General features: G+C 72.8%; 11 protein-coding genes and 2 pseudogenes. 9 read left to right on the top strand and 4 right to left on the bottom strand.

Features of this window, described 5'->3' with window-relative positions; all coding sequences use genetic code 11:
• Positions 1-3: 3 nt before the first annotated feature.
• Positions 4-1,626: an acyl-CoA synthetase gene (locus V2W30_RS02765; RefSeq protein ID WP_338693337.1), complete on the bottom strand. Its 1,623-nt coding sequence runs from the start codon at positions 1,624-1,626 to the stop codon at positions 4-6.
• Between the two features lie 193 nt (positions 1,627-1,819).
• On the opposite strand from V2W30_RS02765, the gene V2W30_RS02760 reads away from it, so the two are divergent.
• The 6 genes and pseudogenes from V2W30_RS02760 to V2W30_RS02735 all read left to right on the top strand — a co-directional run bounded on the left by V2W30_RS02760 (position 1,820) and on the right by V2W30_RS02735 (position 7,424).
• Positions 1,820-2,620, top strand: a complete 801-nt coding sequence (locus V2W30_RS02760; RefSeq protein WP_338693335.1) for a crotonase/enoyl-CoA hydratase family protein — start codon at positions 1,820-1,822, stop codon at positions 2,618-2,620.
• A gap of 166 nt (positions 2,621-2,786) precedes the next feature.
• A complete protein-coding gene (locus tag V2W30_RS02755) occupies positions 2,787-3,752 on the top strand; it encodes an OB-fold nucleic acid binding domain-containing protein (protein ID WP_338693333.1) in 966 nt (321 codons plus the stop codon).
• Positions 3,753-4,823, top strand: a complete 1,071-nt coding sequence (locus tag V2W30_RS02750; RefSeq protein WP_338693331.1) for a thiolase domain-containing protein — start codon at positions 3,753-3,755, stop codon at positions 4,821-4,823.
• Positions 4,824-4,831: 8 nt separating this feature from the next.
• Complete coding sequence (locus V2W30_RS02745; protein WP_338703450.1) at positions 4,832-5,998, top strand: thiolase domain-containing protein; 1,167 nt, start codon at positions 4,832-4,834, stop codon at positions 5,996-5,998.
• A gap of 84 nt (positions 5,999-6,082) precedes the next feature.
• Complete coding sequence (locus V2W30_RS02740; RefSeq protein ID WP_338693330.1) at positions 6,083-6,325, top strand: DUF397 domain-containing protein; 243 nt, start codon at positions 6,083-6,085, stop codon at positions 6,323-6,325.
• Between the two features lie 191 nt (positions 6,326-6,516).
• A pseudogene (locus V2W30_RS02735) lies at positions 6,517-7,424 on the top strand (universal stress protein).
• 8 nt (positions 7,425-7,432) lie between these two features.
• Here the strand turns inward: V2W30_RS02735 and V2W30_RS02730 are convergent.
• On the bottom strand, positions 7,433-8,155 hold the full coding sequence (locus tag V2W30_RS02730) for a leucine-rich repeat domain-containing protein (RefSeq protein ID WP_338703449.1): 723 nt from the start codon (positions 8,153-8,155) through the stop codon (positions 7,433-7,435).
• Positions 8,152-8,805 carry a pyridoxal 5'-phosphate synthase gene (locus V2W30_RS02725; protein WP_338693329.1) on the bottom strand — a complete coding sequence of 218 codons (654 nt, stop codon included), beginning with the start codon at positions 8,803-8,805 and terminating at the stop codon, positions 8,152-8,154. Before V2W30_RS02725 ends, V2W30_RS02730 begins: the two co-directional genes overlap by 4 nt.
• Positions 8,806-8,903: 98 nt before the next feature.
• Here V2W30_RS02725 and V2W30_RS02720 point away from each other — a divergent pair.
• The 3 genes and pseudogenes from V2W30_RS02720 (at position 8,904) to V2W30_RS02710 (ending at position 13,294) form a co-directional block, all read left to right on the top strand.
• Positions 8,904-9,532: pseudogene (locus V2W30_RS02720) on the top strand (CGNR zinc finger domain-containing protein).
• A 100-nt stretch (positions 9,533-9,632) separates the two neighbouring features.
• Positions 9,633-12,539 (top strand): ATP-binding protein, encoded by a 2,907-nt coding sequence (locus V2W30_RS02715; protein ID WP_338693328.1) that lies wholly within the window; start codon positions 9,633-9,635, stop codon positions 12,537-12,539.
• 257 nt (positions 12,540-12,796) lie between these two features.
• Positions 12,797-13,294, top strand: a complete 498-nt coding sequence (locus V2W30_RS02710) for a hypothetical protein (protein ID WP_338693326.1) — start codon at positions 12,797-12,799, stop codon at positions 13,292-13,294.
• Positions 13,295-13,391: 97 nt separating this feature from the next.
• Here the strand turns inward: V2W30_RS02710 and V2W30_RS02705 are convergent, their stop codons facing one another.
• Positions 13,392-15,374 (bottom strand): N-acetylmuramoyl-L-alanine amidase, encoded by a 1,983-nt coding sequence (locus tag V2W30_RS02705; protein WP_338693324.1) that lies wholly within the window; start codon positions 15,372-15,374, stop codon positions 13,392-13,394.
• Positions 15,375-15,615: the final 241 nt, after the last annotated feature.

Genomic DNA, 15,615 nt, shown 5'->3' with positions numbered 1-15,615 from the left:
GGGCTATCCGGCGGCCGAGTCGGCCGCCACCGCCCGCGCCCACCGATAGTCCGCCTTGCCGCTCGGCGAACGCTGGATGCGGTCCGTCACCACCAGCTGGCGCGGGATCTTGTAGCCGGCGAGATGGGTGCGGCAGTGGCTCTGGAGGGTGTCGAGGGTCAACGTCGGCGCGCCCTGCCGGAGCTGGACCACCGCCGCCACGTGGTTGCCCCACTTCTCGTCCGGGACACCGGCGACGAGCGCGTCGTAGACGTCCGGATGGGACTTGAGGGCCTGCTCGACCTCTTCGGGGTAGACCTTCTCGCCGCCGGTGTTGATGCACTGCGAGCCGCGTCCGAGCACCGTGACGATGCCGTCCGCGTCGACCGTCGCCATGTCACCGAGCAGCACCCAGCGCTCGTCGCCCTTCTGGAAGAACGTCTCGGCGGTCTTCTTCGGGTCGTTGTAGTAGCCGAGCGGGACGTGCCCGCGCTGGGCGATCCGGCCGACCTCACCGACGGCCACCGGATCGTATGTCGCCGGATCCACCACCTGGGTACGGGAGTTGACCCGCAGGCGAAAGCCCTGGCCCGCGCCCGAGTCGTCGGTCGCCGTGCCGTTGAAGCCGGACTCGGACGAGCCGAAGTTGTTGAGGAGCATCACGGTCGGGACCAGCGCCTGGAACTGGGCGCGCACCGTGTCCGACATGATCGCGCCCGAGGACGAGACGCTGAACATCGACGAGCAGTCGGTGCCCTTGAGCGGTCCGCTCAGCGCGTCGATCAGCGGGCGCAGCATCGCGTCGCCCACCAGCGACATGCTGGTCACCTTCTCCTTCTCGATGGTGCGCAGCACCTCTTCGGGCGCGAACTTGCGGTGGATGACGATGCGTTGGCCGAAGTTGAAGCCGATGAAGGCGGTCAGGGTGGACGTTCCGTGCATCAGTGGGGGAGTGGGGAAGAAGGTGATCCCGTCGCCGCCCGCCGCGACGCGCTCCGCGAGCTCCTGCGGCCGCGACACCGGCTCTCCCGTGGGTGCTCCGCCGCCCAACCCGGAGAAGAACAGGTCTTCCTGACGCCACATCACACCCTTGGGCATGCCCGTCGTGCCGCCGGTGTAGATGATGAACTGGTCGTCCGCCGAGCGCGCCGGGAATCCGCGCTCGGGCGACCCGGCCGCCTCGGCCTCCGTGAAGTCCACGGCCTTGAGCGGCGGCGCGTCCGGCGCCGGGGTCCCCACCCGCACCAGATGCCGCAGCTTCCGCGTCTGCGGCAGCGCCGCCGCCACACGCTCGGTGAACTCCGCGTCGAAGACCAGGGCCGCGAGGTCGGCGTCCCGGTAGAGGTAGACCAACTCCTCTTCCACATACCGGTAGTTGACATTGACCGGGACGACCCGTGCCTTGAGACAGCCGAGAACCGTCTGGAGGTACTCGATGCCGTTGTAGAGGTGCAGGCCCAGGTGTTCGCCGGGCCGGATCCCGCTGTCGATCAGGTGGTGCGCGATGCGGTTGGCCGCCGCGTCCAGTTCCGCGTACGTCAGCCGGCGCTCCGCACCCGTCCCCGGGTGGTCGATGTAGACGAGCGCCTCGCGGTCGGGGACCACGTCGACGACCGACTCGAACAGGTCGGCAAGGTTGTACTCCACCGCTCCTCCTGACCCTGGCCGCATCTCGTGTGGCCGTCATCAGAGCAGACGGGGAAGCAAGGCGGAAGGGCCCTCGCACGAGAAATCTGACTGTCTGTCAGAAAACTCTTGAACTGGCCCGCGCCCTCCTGCAACCTGTTCTCGTCCTGAGGGACTTGAAGGTCGTGAGGCTTCCACCGACTGGAGGACCGGCATGAGTGGGACCGAACATCTCGACGTGCGGCGCGAGGGCGCGACGCTCGTCCTCACGCTCAACAGGCCCGAGGCCAAGAACGCCTTGTCCCTGCCGATGCTCGTCGGCCTGTACGACGGATGGCTGGCGGCCGACGCCGACGACGACATCCGTTCGATCGTGCTCACCGGCGCCGGAGGGACGTTCTGCGCCGGCATGGACCTCAAAGCCCTCGCGGGCAAGGGCATGGCGGGGGAGCAGTACCGCGACCGGCTGAAGGCCGACCCCGACCTGCACTGGAAGGCGATGCTGCGCCACCACCGGCCGCGCAAGCCGGTGATCGCCGCGGTCGAGGGCCACTGCGTGGCGGGCGGCACCGAGATCCTTCAGGGCACCGACATCCGGGTGGCCGCGGAGTCGGCGACGTTCGGCCTGTACGAGGTCAGGCGCGGTCTCTTCCCGATCGGCGGCTCGACCGTACGGCTGCCGCGGCAGATCCCGCGTACCCACGCCCTGGAGATGCTCCTCACCGGCCGCCCCTACCCGGCGGCGGAGGCGGCGGCCATCGGGCTCGTGGGCCGCGTCGTCCCCGACGGCACGGCGCTCACCGCAGCGCTGGAGATCGCCGAACAGATCAACGCCTGCGGGCCGTTGGCCGTCGAGGCGGTCAAGGCGTCGGTCTACGAGGCCGCCGAGATGAGCGAGGCGGACGGTCTCGCCGCGGAGCTGAAGCGGGGGTGGCCGATCTTCGACACGGCCGACGCGAAGGAAGGATCCCGGGCGTTCGCCGAGCGGCGGCCCGCGGTCTTCCGCCGCGAGTGACCGTGCGCCACGGGTGCGGATCGCGTCGTGGCTGCCCGCCTCCGACGCCGAAGCCGCACGCCCTCAAGGCGCGGGCAGCGACGCCACCGGCCCCGGACGACCCGCACCCGGCGACACCCCCGACCCGGCAGCCGCCCCACCCCAGCCGCACCACGAAGGAGCCCCGATGACCACCACCCCCCGACCGCCGGAGGTGCTCCGCGCACCCCTGGTCGTGGAGTTCCCCTTCACCCGCTCCCTGGGCCCCGTCCAGTCCGCCTTCCTCAGCGGCCTGCGCGACCGCACCGTCCTCGGCGTACGGACCACCGCCGGAGAGGTCCTGGTGCCCCCGGTCGAGTACGACCCGGTCACCGCCGACGAGCTACGCGACCTGGTGGAGGTGGGCACCACCGGCACCGTCACCACCTGGGCCTGGAACCCCGAGCCCCGCCGCGGCCAGCCGCTGGACACCCCCTTCGCCTGGGTCCTCGTCAAGCTCGACGGCGCCGACACCGCCCTCCTGCACGCCCTCGACACCACGGGCCCGGACGCGGTGCGCACCGGACAGCGCGTCCGCGTCCGCTGGGCCGAGGAACGTACCGGCGCCATCACCGACATCGCCTGCTTCGAACCGGACGACAGCACGCCCGGACAGGACCGACCGGCCCCGCACACCGGTGAGTTCGAGAACCCCGTCACCGGCATCGTCGCCGCCGCCCGGCTCGACTACACCTACGGGCCCGGCAAGGCCCAGAGCCGCTACATCAACGCCCTCGCGGAGCACCGCACCGTCGGCGAACGCTGCCCCTCCTGCCACAAGGTCTACGTCCCGCCCCGCGGCGCCTGCCCCACCTGCGGCGTCGCCACCACCGACCAGGTCGAGGTCGGCCCCGCCGGCACCGTCACCACGTACTGCATCGTCAACGTCAAGGCCAAGAACCTCGACATCGAACTGCCCTACGTCTACGCCCACATCGCCCTCGACGGCGCCGATCTCGCCCTGCACGGGCGCATCGCCGGCATCCCCTACGACCAGGTCCGCATGGGCCTGCGCGTCGAACCCGTGTGGACCGAGGGCGGCCGCTACCCCGACCACTACCGGCCGACCGGTGAACCCGACGCCGACTACGACACGTACAAGGAGCTGATCTGAATGCGGCCGCCGATCCGGGACATCGCCGTGGTCGCCTTCGGGCAGACCGACCACCGGCGCACCACCGACGAACAGTCGGAGGTGGAGATGCTGATGCCCGTCCTGCACCAGGTCCTCGACGCCACCGGCCTGCGGACCAGTGACATCGGGTTCACCTGCTCGGGATCGAGCGACTATCTCGCGGGGCGCGCCTTCTCCTTCACCATGGCGCTCGACGGCGTGGGCGCCTGGCCCCCGATCTCCGAGTCGCACGTCGAGATGGACGGCGCCTGGGCGTTGTACGAGGCGTGGACCAAGCTCCTGACCGGCGAGGCCGACACCGCGCTCGTCTACGCCTACGGAAAGTCGTCGCCGGGGTCGGTGCGGGACGTGCTGACCCGCCAGCTCGACCCGTACTACGTCGCCCCGCTCTGGCCCGACTCCGTCGCCCTCGCCGCGCTCCAGGCGCGGGCCCTCATCGACGCGGGCGACACCGACGAACCGGCCCTCGCCGGGGTCGCCGCCCGCAGCCGGCGGTCCGCCGAGAGCAATCCGCACGCCCAACTGCGCGGCGGCGACGTGCCGCACGGCGACTACATCGTCCATCCGCTGCGCACCGGCGACTGCCCGCCGATCGGCGACGGAGCCGCCGCCGTGATCCTCGCCGCGGGCGACCGCGCCCGCGAACTGTGCGAGCGGCCCGCCTGGATCCGCGGCGTCGACCACCGCATCGAGGCGCACAGCCTCGGCGTCCGCGACCTCACCGACTCGCCGTCCGCACGGCTCGCCGCCGAGAACGCCGGAGCCTTCGAACGGCCCGTCGACACCGCCGAGTTGCACGCCCCGTTCACCTCGCAGGAGGTCGTCCTGCGCAAGGCGCTGCGGCTCGGCGACGACGTGCGCGTCAACCCGTCCGGCGGCGCGCTCGCCGCCAACCCCGTCATGGCCGCCGGGCTCATCCGCATCGGGGAGGCCGCCGCCCGCATCCACCGCGGGGAGTCCCGCCGGGCGCTCGCCCACGCGACCTCGGGACCGTGCCTGCAACAGAACCTGGTCGCCGTACTCGAAGACTCAGCCCAGGAGACCCGATGACCTCCACGATGCACAAGGAGCCGGTGGCCGTCGTCGGCATCGGCCAGACCAAGCACGTCGCCGCCCGCCGGGACGTCTCCCTCGCGGGACTCGTCCGGGAAGCCGCCCAACGAGCTCTGCACGACGCCGAGTTGACGTGGGGCGACATCGACGCCGTCGTCATCGGCAAGGCGCCCGACTTCTTCGAGGGCGTCATGATGCCCGAGCTGTACCTCGCCGACGCGCTCGGCGCCGTCGGCAAGCCCATGCTCCGCGTGCACACCGCGGGGTCCGTCGGCGGCTCGACCGCGCTCGTCGCCACCAACCTGATCGCGGGCCGCGTCCACGGCACGGTCCTCACCCTCGCCTTCGAAAAACAGTCGGAATCCAACGCGATGTGGGGCCTGTCGCTGCCGATCCCCTTCCAGCAGCCGCTGCTCGCCGGCGCCGGCGGATTCTTCGCCCCGCACGTACGGGCCTACATGCGGCGGACCGGAGCGCCCGACGGCGTCGGCTCCCTCGTCGCGTACAAGGACCGGCGCAACGCCCTGAAGAACCCGTACGCCCACCTCCACGAGCACGACATCACCCTGGAGAAGGTCCAGGCCTCGCCCATGCTCTGGGACCCGATCCGCTACTCCGAGACCTGCCCGTCGTCCGACGGCGCCTGCGCCATGATCCTCACCGACCGCGCGGGCGCCGCCCGTTCGCCGAAACCTCCCGCCTGGCTGCTCGGCGGCGCGATGCGCAGCGAACCGACCCTCTTCGCGGGCAAGGACTTCGTGTCCCCGCAGGCCGGGAAGGACTGCGCCGCCGACGTCTACCGGCAGGCCGGCATCACCGATCCACGCCGCCAGATCGACGCCGTCGAGATGTACGTGCCGTTCTCCTGGTACGAGCCCATGTGGCTGGAGAACCTCGGGTTCGCGGACGAGGGCGAGGGCTGGAAGCTCACCGAGTCCGGCGTCACGGAACTCGACGGGGACCTCCCCGTCAACATGTCGGGCGGCGTCCTGTCCACGAATCCCATCGGCGCCTCCGGCATGATCCGCTTCGCCGAGGCCGCGCTCCAGGTGCGCGGGCAGGCGGGGGAACACCAGGTGGACGGGGCACGCAGGGTGCTGGGGCACGCCTACGGAGGCGGTTCCCAGTTCTTCTCGATGTGGCTCGTCGGCGCCGAGCCGCCCACCCGGTGACCCTCGGCCACCTTCGTGGCCTGTCCGGGGCCGGGGCCGATCGCTAGGCTGGCGCACGGACGACGAACCGGGAGGAGCACGGACGTGGCCGAAAGCACCATCGACCAGCACCCGCTCACGGGGTGGGACAAGCCGGACCTGGATCTGAGCAAGGCGGACTGGCGCTCCGGCAGCCGGGGCCTGGGCGATGTCCAGATCGCCTTCGTGGAGGGCTTCATCGCGATGCGCAACGGAGGGAGTCCGCAGAACCCGTCGCTCATCTTCACGCCGGCCGAATGGGGAGCGTTCGTGCTCGGCGCCCGCGAGGGTGAGTTCGACCTGACGTAGCGCGGACGGAGCGCGGCACGGCGTGGACGCGGCGGGGCGTCAGGGAGCTCGTCGCCGCGTTTTCCATGACTGTTTCTTCCGACACGTGACCTTCGACCCTGTCTTCGGGCCCGTCCATCGGCGAGCCTGGCCAGTGGAACAGCCGGTCAACAAGGGCACGGCCACCGTGCCCGGTGTCGGAGGGAACCCTCATGAGCACGCCGCACGCCCTGCCCGTCGTCGCCGCGGTCGACGGATCCGACGACAGCCGACGCGCCCTGGAGTGGGCGATCACCGAAGCGGCCGGCCGCGGCGCCGATCTGCGCATCGTGCACGTACGGCAGTACGCGCCCTACCTCCAGCCCGCGGTCCTCGTCGCCGGTCCCGTGGAACCCGCGGACGACCGGGTCCTCGGCGAGATCCGCGAGGCGCTGGACGGCCGCGAGGGGCTGCCGTCCGTGGAGTACATCAGCCGCGACGGGCTGCCCGCCGCGGTGCTGCCCGAGATGAGCGCCGAGGCGCAACTCCTCGTCCTCGGCTCGCGCGGGCGCGGCGGCTTCGCCAGCCTGCTGCTCGGGTCGAACGGTGTGGCGGCCGCCCGCGACTCCGCCTGCCCCGTCGTCGTCGTGCCGCCGGAGCGCACGGTGGACGGCGACACCCCCGTCCCCGGGGGCCGCGCGTCGTCGTCGGGCTGCAGACGGACGACCCGGACGAGACGACGCTCGCCTTCGCGTTCGCGCACGCCGCCCGGACGGGCGCGCGCCTCCAGGTCGTGGCCGCGTACCCGTGGCCGGTGCTCGCCTGGACGGCGTTCGGCGACTTCACGCCGACCGCTCAGGACCAGGCCGCCGCGGAGCACGAGACGCTCACCCTGGCGAACGCGGCCGTCGCCGAGTTGCGCGAAGCGCACCCCAAGGTCGAGGTCGACCTCTATGTCGCGCCGGGCGACGCCGCGGGCCACCTGGTGGAGAACTCACGGGAGGCGGAGCTGGTCGTCGTCGGCCGGCACCGCCGGCGCCTCACCCGCCCCGCCCCGATGCTGGGGTCGGTCACCCAGGCCGTCCTGCTGCACGCCGCCGCCCCGGTCGCGGTCGTGCCGCCCGCCGAGCCCAAGGACTGACGGACCGGCTACCGCAGCACCACGCAACCTCGCCCGGTCAGCTCCGCGAGCAGGCCGGGCGCGACGCGTACGTCGTTCCAGCGCAGGTCGAGCTTGTCCAGGGCGGGCAGCTCGGCGATCCAGTCCGGCAGGACGCGCAGGTCGTTGCTCCGCAGATCCAGGCGGCGCAGGAGCGGCAGCCCGCGCAGCACCTCGGGCACCGCGTCGAGCCGGTTCTCCCGCAGCTCGACCTCCCGCAGCGCGTGCAACCCCCGTACGGACAGGGGGAGTCCGGTCAGAAGATTGCCGCGCAGCCACAGCTCCCGCAGGGACGTCAGGCCGCCCACGGTGTCGGGCAGCTCCGTGAGCCGGTTGTGCTGGGCGCGCAGCTCGACGAGACCCGCCAAAGAGCCGAGCGTCGCGGGCAGGGCCGTCAGCCGGTTCTCGCCGACGTTCAGATAGGCCAGCGAGGTGAGCGCGCCGAGCGAGTCCGGCAGCTCCGTGAGCCGGTTGTCGTGCAGGTACAGGAAGCGGGAGAGCCCGGTCAGTTCACCCAACTGCCCCGGGACGGAGATCAGTTGATTGTGGCCGACGTCCAGGGTGTGCAGCCGGGACAGGGTCCCGATCCGGGCGGGCAGCTCCGTCAGCCGGTTGTCGGGCAGGAGCAGGACCTCCAGCGCGGGGTGCCGCCACACCTCGTCGGGCACGGAGTCCAGGCCGGCCCGCCAGTACGAGAGCGTGCCCTCGGTCACGGCCACAGCAACTGCTTGCGCCAGCCGTCGCCCGTCCGCAGATACGTGAGACGGGTGTGCCTGCGCTCCTTGTCGCCCTGCCAGAACTCCACCGACTCCGGGCGCACCGTGTGCAGCGTCCAGCCCGGCGCCACCTGCTCCGGGTCCTCGGCCAGCCGGGCCCGCGCCGCGTCGACCGCCGCGTCCCGCTCCGCGAGGTCCGCCAGTGGGCGCGACTGCCGCCCGAGCAGCGACTCCGCGCGGGCGCCCGCACCCCGCGCCCGGAAGTCGGCCGCGCTCGCCTCGGCGGCCTCCGCGACGACCGGCCCGCGCACCCGCACCTGCCGGGCCGGCCGCGGCCAGTAGAACGTCAGGGCCGCGTACGGGCGCGCGGCGAGATCGCGGGCCTTGACGCTGCCACCGTCCGAGGCGAACTGCCAGCCGTCGGCGGTCACCGCCTTCAGGATCAGCACGCGCGCCTGCGGGTTCCCGTCCTCGCCCGCCGTGGACAGGGTCATCGCGTGCGGCTCGGGGACCCCCGCGTCCAGCGCGCCGACCAGCCAGTCGGCGAACAGTTCGGCGGGCGTGGCGGGTGTCGCCACCGGGTCGAAGGTGGGCAGTTCGCCCGCGAACACCTCGATGCCGCGCAGTAGTCGACGCAGATCGTCCATGACGTGCCGGCCCCTCTCCTGGGCTCACCGGTGTGCGGGAAGCGCAACCTTAATGGTTGTGCGTGAACCTATCATTAGCATCGCCTATCATCAGGGGTATGCGTGACATCAGCACCGGCCCGCACGGCACCCGCCTCGTCCTCGACATGGCGCTCACCCTGCGCCACGACGGCAGTGGGGGCGTCGCCGACGACCTCCTCACCCCGCACGGACTGACCGCCTGGGTGCGCGCGCACGCCGACGCGCTGACCGTCGACGCGGCCTTCACGGCCGACGACGCCCTGTTGGAGCGGGTGCGCGCGGTCCGCGCCGCCGTCCGCGCCCTGTTCGCCCGCGCCGTCCGCCCGGGGAGCCGAGCCCGGCCGACGCGCGCCGCCTGCTGCCCGTGCCCGAGGCCCTGGCCCGGCTGAACGCGGCGGCCGCGCTGGTGCCCGCCGTGCCCGTGCTCGACTGGGCCGACGGCGATCCGGCGCCCGTCGCCCGGGACGGTGCCGTCGGAACGACCTCCGACGCCGACCTGCTCGTCGCGGTCCTGGCCCGCGCCGCGATCGGCTTCCTGACCGGCGACGACCGCCACCGCCTGCGCGCCTGCCACGCCCCGCGCTGTGTGCGCTACTTCCTCAAGGAGCACCCGCGCCAGGAGTGGTGCAAACCCTCCTGCGGCAACCGGGCCCGGGTCGCCCGTCACCACGAGCGCCACAACTCCCGTACCGAGAAAGCGACATGACCCCCCGGTAGGGTCGCGTCGGCGTACGCTGAATGACCTGGAACCCGCGGTACGCACCGGCTCCCCGCGCCGGGCGCACCACCGCGGCAGGGGGTGCGCCATGGTGCAGCACGGTGGCCGGGACCGGCAGACACTGTTGTTCGAACGTGAAAGTGAACTCGTCGCCGTCGAGGAGGCGCTGAGCGAGCTCACCGGGTTGCGCGCGGCCGGCGTCGACCCGCCCGACCGCCCGCACGGCGCGCTGCTCGCCGTCGCCGCCCCGGCCGGCCTCGGCAAGACGACCCTGCTCACCGAAGTGCGCCGCAGGGCCGCCGCCAAGGGCTGCACCGTCCTGTACGCGCGCGGCGGCGAACAGGAGCAGGGCGTCGCCTTCCACGTCGCACGCCAGCTCGTCCAGCCCCAGCTCGCCGGCCTGTCCGACACCGAACTCCGCTCCAGGCTGGGCGGTTGGTACGCCATCGTCGGCCCCGCCCTCGGCCTGTGCGCCCCGTCCGACGGAGCGCCGCCCGACCCCCAGGGCCTGCGCGACGGCCTCGACTGGGTGCTCACCCACCTCGCCGTCCAGCGCGCCCCCATGGTCCTCGTCCTCGACGACGCGCACTGGGCCGACCCCGAGTCGCTGAGCTGGCTCGCCGCGTTCGCGCCCCGCGCCGAGGAACTGCCGCTGCTGCTCGTCGTCGCGTACCGCCCCGAGGAACTCCCCGGCCACGCCGAGGCGTTGCGCGGTCTGCCGGGTCGCTCCGGCCGCCGCGCCCTCGGCCTCGCACCACTCAGCGCCCCCGCCATCGCCCGCCTGGTCCGCGAGTCGCTCGGCGCCCACGCCGACGACGCGTTCTGCCGCGAGTGCTGGGCCGTCACCGCGGGCAACCCCTTCGAGGCGGTCGAGCTGACCGCGAAGGTCCGCGACCGGGGCCTGACCCCGACCGAGAACGGCGCCCATCTGCTGCGCGACCTCGCCTCCGCGGCCAAGGGCAGCGGACTCGTCGCCATCCTCGAACGCCTGGGCGCCTCCACCGTCCGCCACGCCTGGGCCTGCGCCGTCCTCGGCACCGAGATCTCCCCCGAACTCGCCGCGGCCGTCGCCGGGCTGGGCGCCGAGGAGGCCGCCGACGCCACCGACCGGTTGCGCAACGCCCGCATCCTCACCGGCGTGGACACCCTCGAATTCGTCCACCCGCTGATCGCCACCGCCGTCTACCGCGCCATCCCGCCCGGCGTCCGTGTCGCCCTGCACGGCCAGGCCGCCTGGACCGTCGTCAACGCGGGCCTCGGCCCGTCCGCCGCCGCCCGCCACCTCCTGGAGACCCACCCCGACGGCGACCCGTGGGTCGTGCAGCAACTGCGCTCCGCCGCCCGCGAGACCGTCCGCGCCGGAGCCCCCGAGGCCGCGCGCCGCTACCTCGCCCGCGCGCTGCGCGAACCCCCGCCCTTCGACGACCGCGCCGTCGTCCTCTACGAACTCGGCAGCGCCTCCCTGCTCACCGAGCCCGCCACCACCGTCAACCACCTCCGCGCCGCCCTGGAAGAACCCATCACCGACCCCGCGCTGCGCCACGGCATCGTCTACCGCCTCTCCCAGGTCCTCGCCCACAGCGACCGGCTGGTGGAGGCGTCCGAGACCCTCGCGCGCGAGATCCCGGTCACCGTCGACGCCCGCGTACGGCTGCGCATGCAGGCCGAACAGTTCATGTGGGACGCCTTCCGCGCCGACGAACCCGACTCCCCGGCCCGTTCCCGGCGCCTCGCGAAGCTCGCCGACCGGCTCACCGGCCGCGACCTCACCGAGCGCTACATCATCGGCCTGCGCACCTGGGACGCGACCCTGCGCGGGGAACCCGTCGACACCGTGATCCACCACGCCGAGCGCGCCCTGTCCGGCGGCCTGCGCTGGGCCGCCGACGAGGACCGCGGCTTCGAGGTGCCCGTCCTGGTCGCCCTCTCGTACATGTACGCCGACCGGCCGGGCCGCACCGAGGAACTCTTCGTCGAGGGCATCGCCGACTTCGAGCACGCCGGCTGGCACGGCGCCCACCTGTCCTTCGCGTACACCCTGCTCGCCTACGTCCGCTACCGGCGCGGCCGTCTCGCCGAGGCCGAGGACTTCGTGCGCGCGGGGCTGCGCCTCGCCGAGCGCGTCGGGCCCGGCACCCCCGCCCACTGGTACGCCGTCGGCATCCTCGTCCAGGTCCTCCTCGCACGCGGCCGCGTCACCGAGGCGGGCACGGTCGCCGAGTCGTACGCCTTCGGGCCGCCGTTCCCCTCGGCGGTCGTCTTCCCCGACTCCCAGACCGTGTACGGCGAGCTGCTCCTCGCGCTCGGCCGCACCAAGGAGGCCGCCGCCGAGCTCGCCGCCGCCGGGCGCAGGCTCGACCCGCGCGGCATGCGCAACCCCGCCTGGTGCCCCTGGCAGCTCCACCTTGCCCGCGCCGAAGCCCCCGACGCCCCGGAGCGCGCCCTGGCCACCGCCCTCGACGCCGTCGAACGGGCCCGGCACTTCGGTGCGCCGTCCACGATCGGCCAGGCCCTGCGCGCCGCCGCCGACGTCACCTCCGGCGCGGGCCGCGTCAAACTCCTGGAGGAGTCCGTCGCCCACCTCGAACGCTCACCGGCCGGCTACGAACTGGCCTGCTCGCTCGTCGCCCTCGGCGCCGAGCTCCGCCGCACCGGACATGCCAAGGACGCCGCCGACCAGCTCTACCGCGGCCTCGACACGGCCGTGGCCTGCGGCGCCGACGGCCTCGTCGAGCGGGCCCGCGACGAACTGGCCGCCGCCGGTCTGCGCCCGCGCCCGCTGCACGGCGCCGCCACCGACACCCTCACCGCGCGGGAACGGGCCGCGGCGGCGGGCGCCGTACGCGGCCTGTGCCCCGCCGAGATCGGCAGCGAGCTGCACCTGGAGGAGGCCACCGTGGTGCGGCTCCTCTCGGCGGTCTACCGCAAGGTCGGCACGGACCCGGCGGGCCTGCCCGTCGCCCTCGGGAGCGCGGCGGACGAACCACCGCACTGAGATCCCGTGCCGCACCCCTGCTGACCTGCACGGCGAGGTTCGGCGCGCACGACCGCCGCACGCCCCACGCGGAGCAGACGGGCCGCCCACCGCCCCGGACCGCCGCCCCCGTTTCCGGCCCGGTGGCCCCGAGGCGCGTACCGGGCGCCGCCGCCCCGCTCACCGGCCCGACGCCGGGGGCCGGGCCCGGGATCCGACCGGCCGCGGCCCCGGACCCGGGGCCGGTGACCCCTCCATGTCGACGTACGATGGAGGGCATGTCCTTCCTCCGCCGCCGCGCTGCGACCCCCGCGGGCCCCGACTTCGACGTCCTGGCCATGGACCCGGGTGACTGGCCGGGCAACCTCGGCGCGGGCCTGCTGCCCGCCCCCGACGGAACCTGCCAGGGCGTGTTCCTGCGCTACGACCTGTTCGGCGGCCGCGGCCCCGCGATGATCATCGGCAACCTGCCCGAGGGCTCCCCGGCCCGCGAGGTCGCCGAGGGCGAGATCCCCTTCGAGGTCGCCCAGCTCCTGATCGCGCTGGAGAACGACGAGGAGGTCACCGTCACCGACGTCGAGGACGTCCCCGTCATGCAGGGCGACAACCTCCTCATCGTCCGCCGTCTCAAGCTCTCCGAGACGCGCATCTCCTGCGTGCAGTTCGACCGCAGCGACAACGTCCTGGTGACCATCGCGTCCTGGGACCGGCCGATCACCGACGACCTGTACGCGCTCCTGAAGCCGCTCCCCGCGGAGCTCTTCCAGCAGGGCTGAGCGAACCCCTCACGCGCGTCGGGCCCGGCACCGCCACCACGCGGTCCCGGGCCCTGCACGTACTCCTTCTGCTCCGTGCCGGACTGCTACCGAGCGATCACGAGGCCGAGGACGGCGTCACCTGGACGTCGGCGGCCCGTACGTACGCGACGCGGTGCCCGAACTGGATCTCGTAGTACACGTCCTTGCCCTTGACCACCCGGTGCGACGTCGTGTCGAACGTCGGCGAGTAGAAGTACTCGCCCGTCGTCCGCCCGCCGACCACGTACCGCTGCCCCGCGAGGAGCTTGTACGGCAGCGGTGAGATCGCCTGCGGTGTCATACCCGCCGGATAGGCGGAGGCCTCCGGGTAGGCCCTGCCGTACACCGGGACGTCCGACGCGCCCTCCTTCGGTGTGACCACAAGTCCCTTGGTCTCCACGGCAGTCGGCTGCTCCGCCGGGTTCTTGAACCACGCCTTCTGGCCGAGGTACCAGATCGCCGTCCAGTCGCCCTCGCGGTCGGCGACCGCGTACTGCTGGCCCGTCGACACCCGCGACGCCATGTCGTTGACGTCGATCGTCGAGGCCTGGCCGCCCGGACGCAGACCGATGTCCTTGACGAGCGGGGCGTCCTCGCGCGGCTCCGTGTAGACGCGCACCGCGCTCGAACCGTGCGGCGCGCACACCTGGCCCGCCTTCACGCAGCCCGTGAACACCGGCTGGTTGGAGGCGAACTCGGGGTTGATGGTGACGACCTGGCTGTCGGGACCCGCCGTGCGGTGGAACGACTTGCCCATCAGCGCGAAGTAGTGCGCCCAGTCCCAGTACGGGCCCGGGTCCGTGTGCATCGACTTGATGTTCGCCGTCGTCGGCCCCGGCACCGTGTCATGGCCGAGGATGTGCTGGCGGTCCAGCGGGATGTCGTACTTCTTCGACAGGTACTTCACCAGGCGCGACGACGAGCGGTACATCTCCTCCGTGTACCAGGAGTCGGGCTGCGCGAGGAAACCCTCGTGCTCCAGGCCGATCGACTTCGCGTTCACGTACCAGTTGCCCGCGTGCCAGCCGACGTCCTTCGCCTTGATGGACTGCACGATGTGCCCGTCCGTCGAGCGCAGCGAGTAGTGCCAGGCCAGATACGTCTTGTCCTGCACCAGCTTCAGCGTCTGCTCCCACGTCGCCTCCGTGTCATGGATGACGATGTAGCCGATGCTCTGGTCGTGGGGACGGTCCGCGAGGTCGTGATTGCCGTAGTCGCCGTCGCCGAACTCCTCGTACGGCGCCGGGATCCACTCGCAGGACACGGTCGGCGGGCACTCGGTCTGCGAGGCGTCCGCCTTGCGCAGTCCCATCGCCTCGACCTGCGACGCCTGGGGCCGCGCGGCGGAGTCGGCGGCGAGCGTCACCTGCTGGCCCGCGTCCGTGGTGCGCTGTTCGCCGTCGCGGATCACCGCGAACACGTCGTTGGCGTACGTCGCCGCGGTCGCCGAGTCGTCCGCGCCGGAGAACGTCGCGACCGCGCCGTACCAGTCGGCGGGGTCCTCGCTCAGCGGTGCGCCGAGCTGCTTCTGCGCGGCGGCGAGCAGGGCCGCGCCACCGCGCAGGTTCGCCGCCGGGTCGCTGCGCAGCTCGTCGGCGGGGATCCCGGTCAGCTCGGCCGCCCGCACCAACGTCTTCAGCCGGGCCGGGAGTTGGGCGTCCGTGGGCACGTCCGCTTCGGTCGCCTTCAGCGGCGCGCGCGAGTCGTCGCCGCGGGCGTCACCTTCGGCGTGATCGTGCACCACGGTGTCCGCGAGGGCGGTGCGCGCGTCCGTGAGGTGCATGGGGCCGTAGCCGCCGGTGACACTCGGCGCGCCCCCGTGCGCGTCCCACCGCGACTGAAGGTACGAGACGCCGAGAAGCACACTCTGCGGTACCTGGTACTCGGCCGCGGCCGACGCGAACGCACCCTGCAACCGGGCCGACGGCGCGGTGGACTCGGTCTGCGGCGGGGCCGCGCCGAGCAGAGGAAGGAGCAGCGCCGCCGTCGCGAGCGTGCCGGCGGCACGCGCACCCGTACGGGGACGTCTGCCGGAGAGAGAACGGGTGGACCGATGCAACGGTGCCTCCTGGGAACGACGGGTGTCGAGATGCTGCGCGGTGCGTGCGGGCCGATCGTGCGTCAGTGGTATCGGCTCGCCGACGATCCGTCAATCATCCGCCGTGCAAGGGATTTCCCATGTCAGGCACGGTCCGCGGGCGTTTTCGCCCCGATGGGGCGACCGCCTGCGGCGCGTCAGTGGAGTAGACCAATAAGGGGTGGGTGGGCGACCGGAAAACATCGGCACAGCGAAGATCCGC

The sequence above is a fragment of the Streptomyces sp. Q6 genome (assembly GCF_036967205.1).
GTDB lineage: Bacteria > Actinomycetota > Actinomycetes > Streptomycetales > Streptomycetaceae > Streptomyces > Streptomyces citrinus.
This window is presented reverse-complemented; position numbering and strand designations above follow the sequence as displayed.

Coding starts and splice junctions, on each gene's coding strand:
- V2W30_RS02760 (WP_338693335.1), top strand. CDS start 1,820: ATGAGTGGGACCGAACATCTCGACGTGCGGCGCGAGGGCGCGACGCTC.
- V2W30_RS02745 (WP_338703450.1), top strand. CDS start 4,832: ATGCACAAGGAGCCGGTGGCCGTCGTCGGCATCGGCCAGACCAAGCAC.
- V2W30_RS02750 (WP_338693331.1), top strand. CDS start 3,753: ATGCGGCCGCCGATCCGGGACATCGCCGTGGTCGCCTTCGGGCAGACC.
- V2W30_RS02725 (WP_338693329.1), bottom strand. CDS start 8,805: ATGGACGATCTGCGTCGACTACTGCGCGGCATCGAGGTGTTCGCGGGC.
- V2W30_RS02755 (WP_338693333.1), top strand. CDS start 2,787: ATGACCACCACCCCCCGACCGCCGGAGGTGCTCCGCGCACCCCTGGTC.
- V2W30_RS02710 (WP_338693326.1), top strand. CDS start 12,797: ATGTCCTTCCTCCGCCGCCGCGCTGCGACCCCCGCGGGCCCCGACTTC.
- V2W30_RS02715 (WP_338693328.1), top strand. CDS start 9,633: ATGGTGCAGCACGGTGGCCGGGACCGGCAGACACTGTTGTTCGAACGT.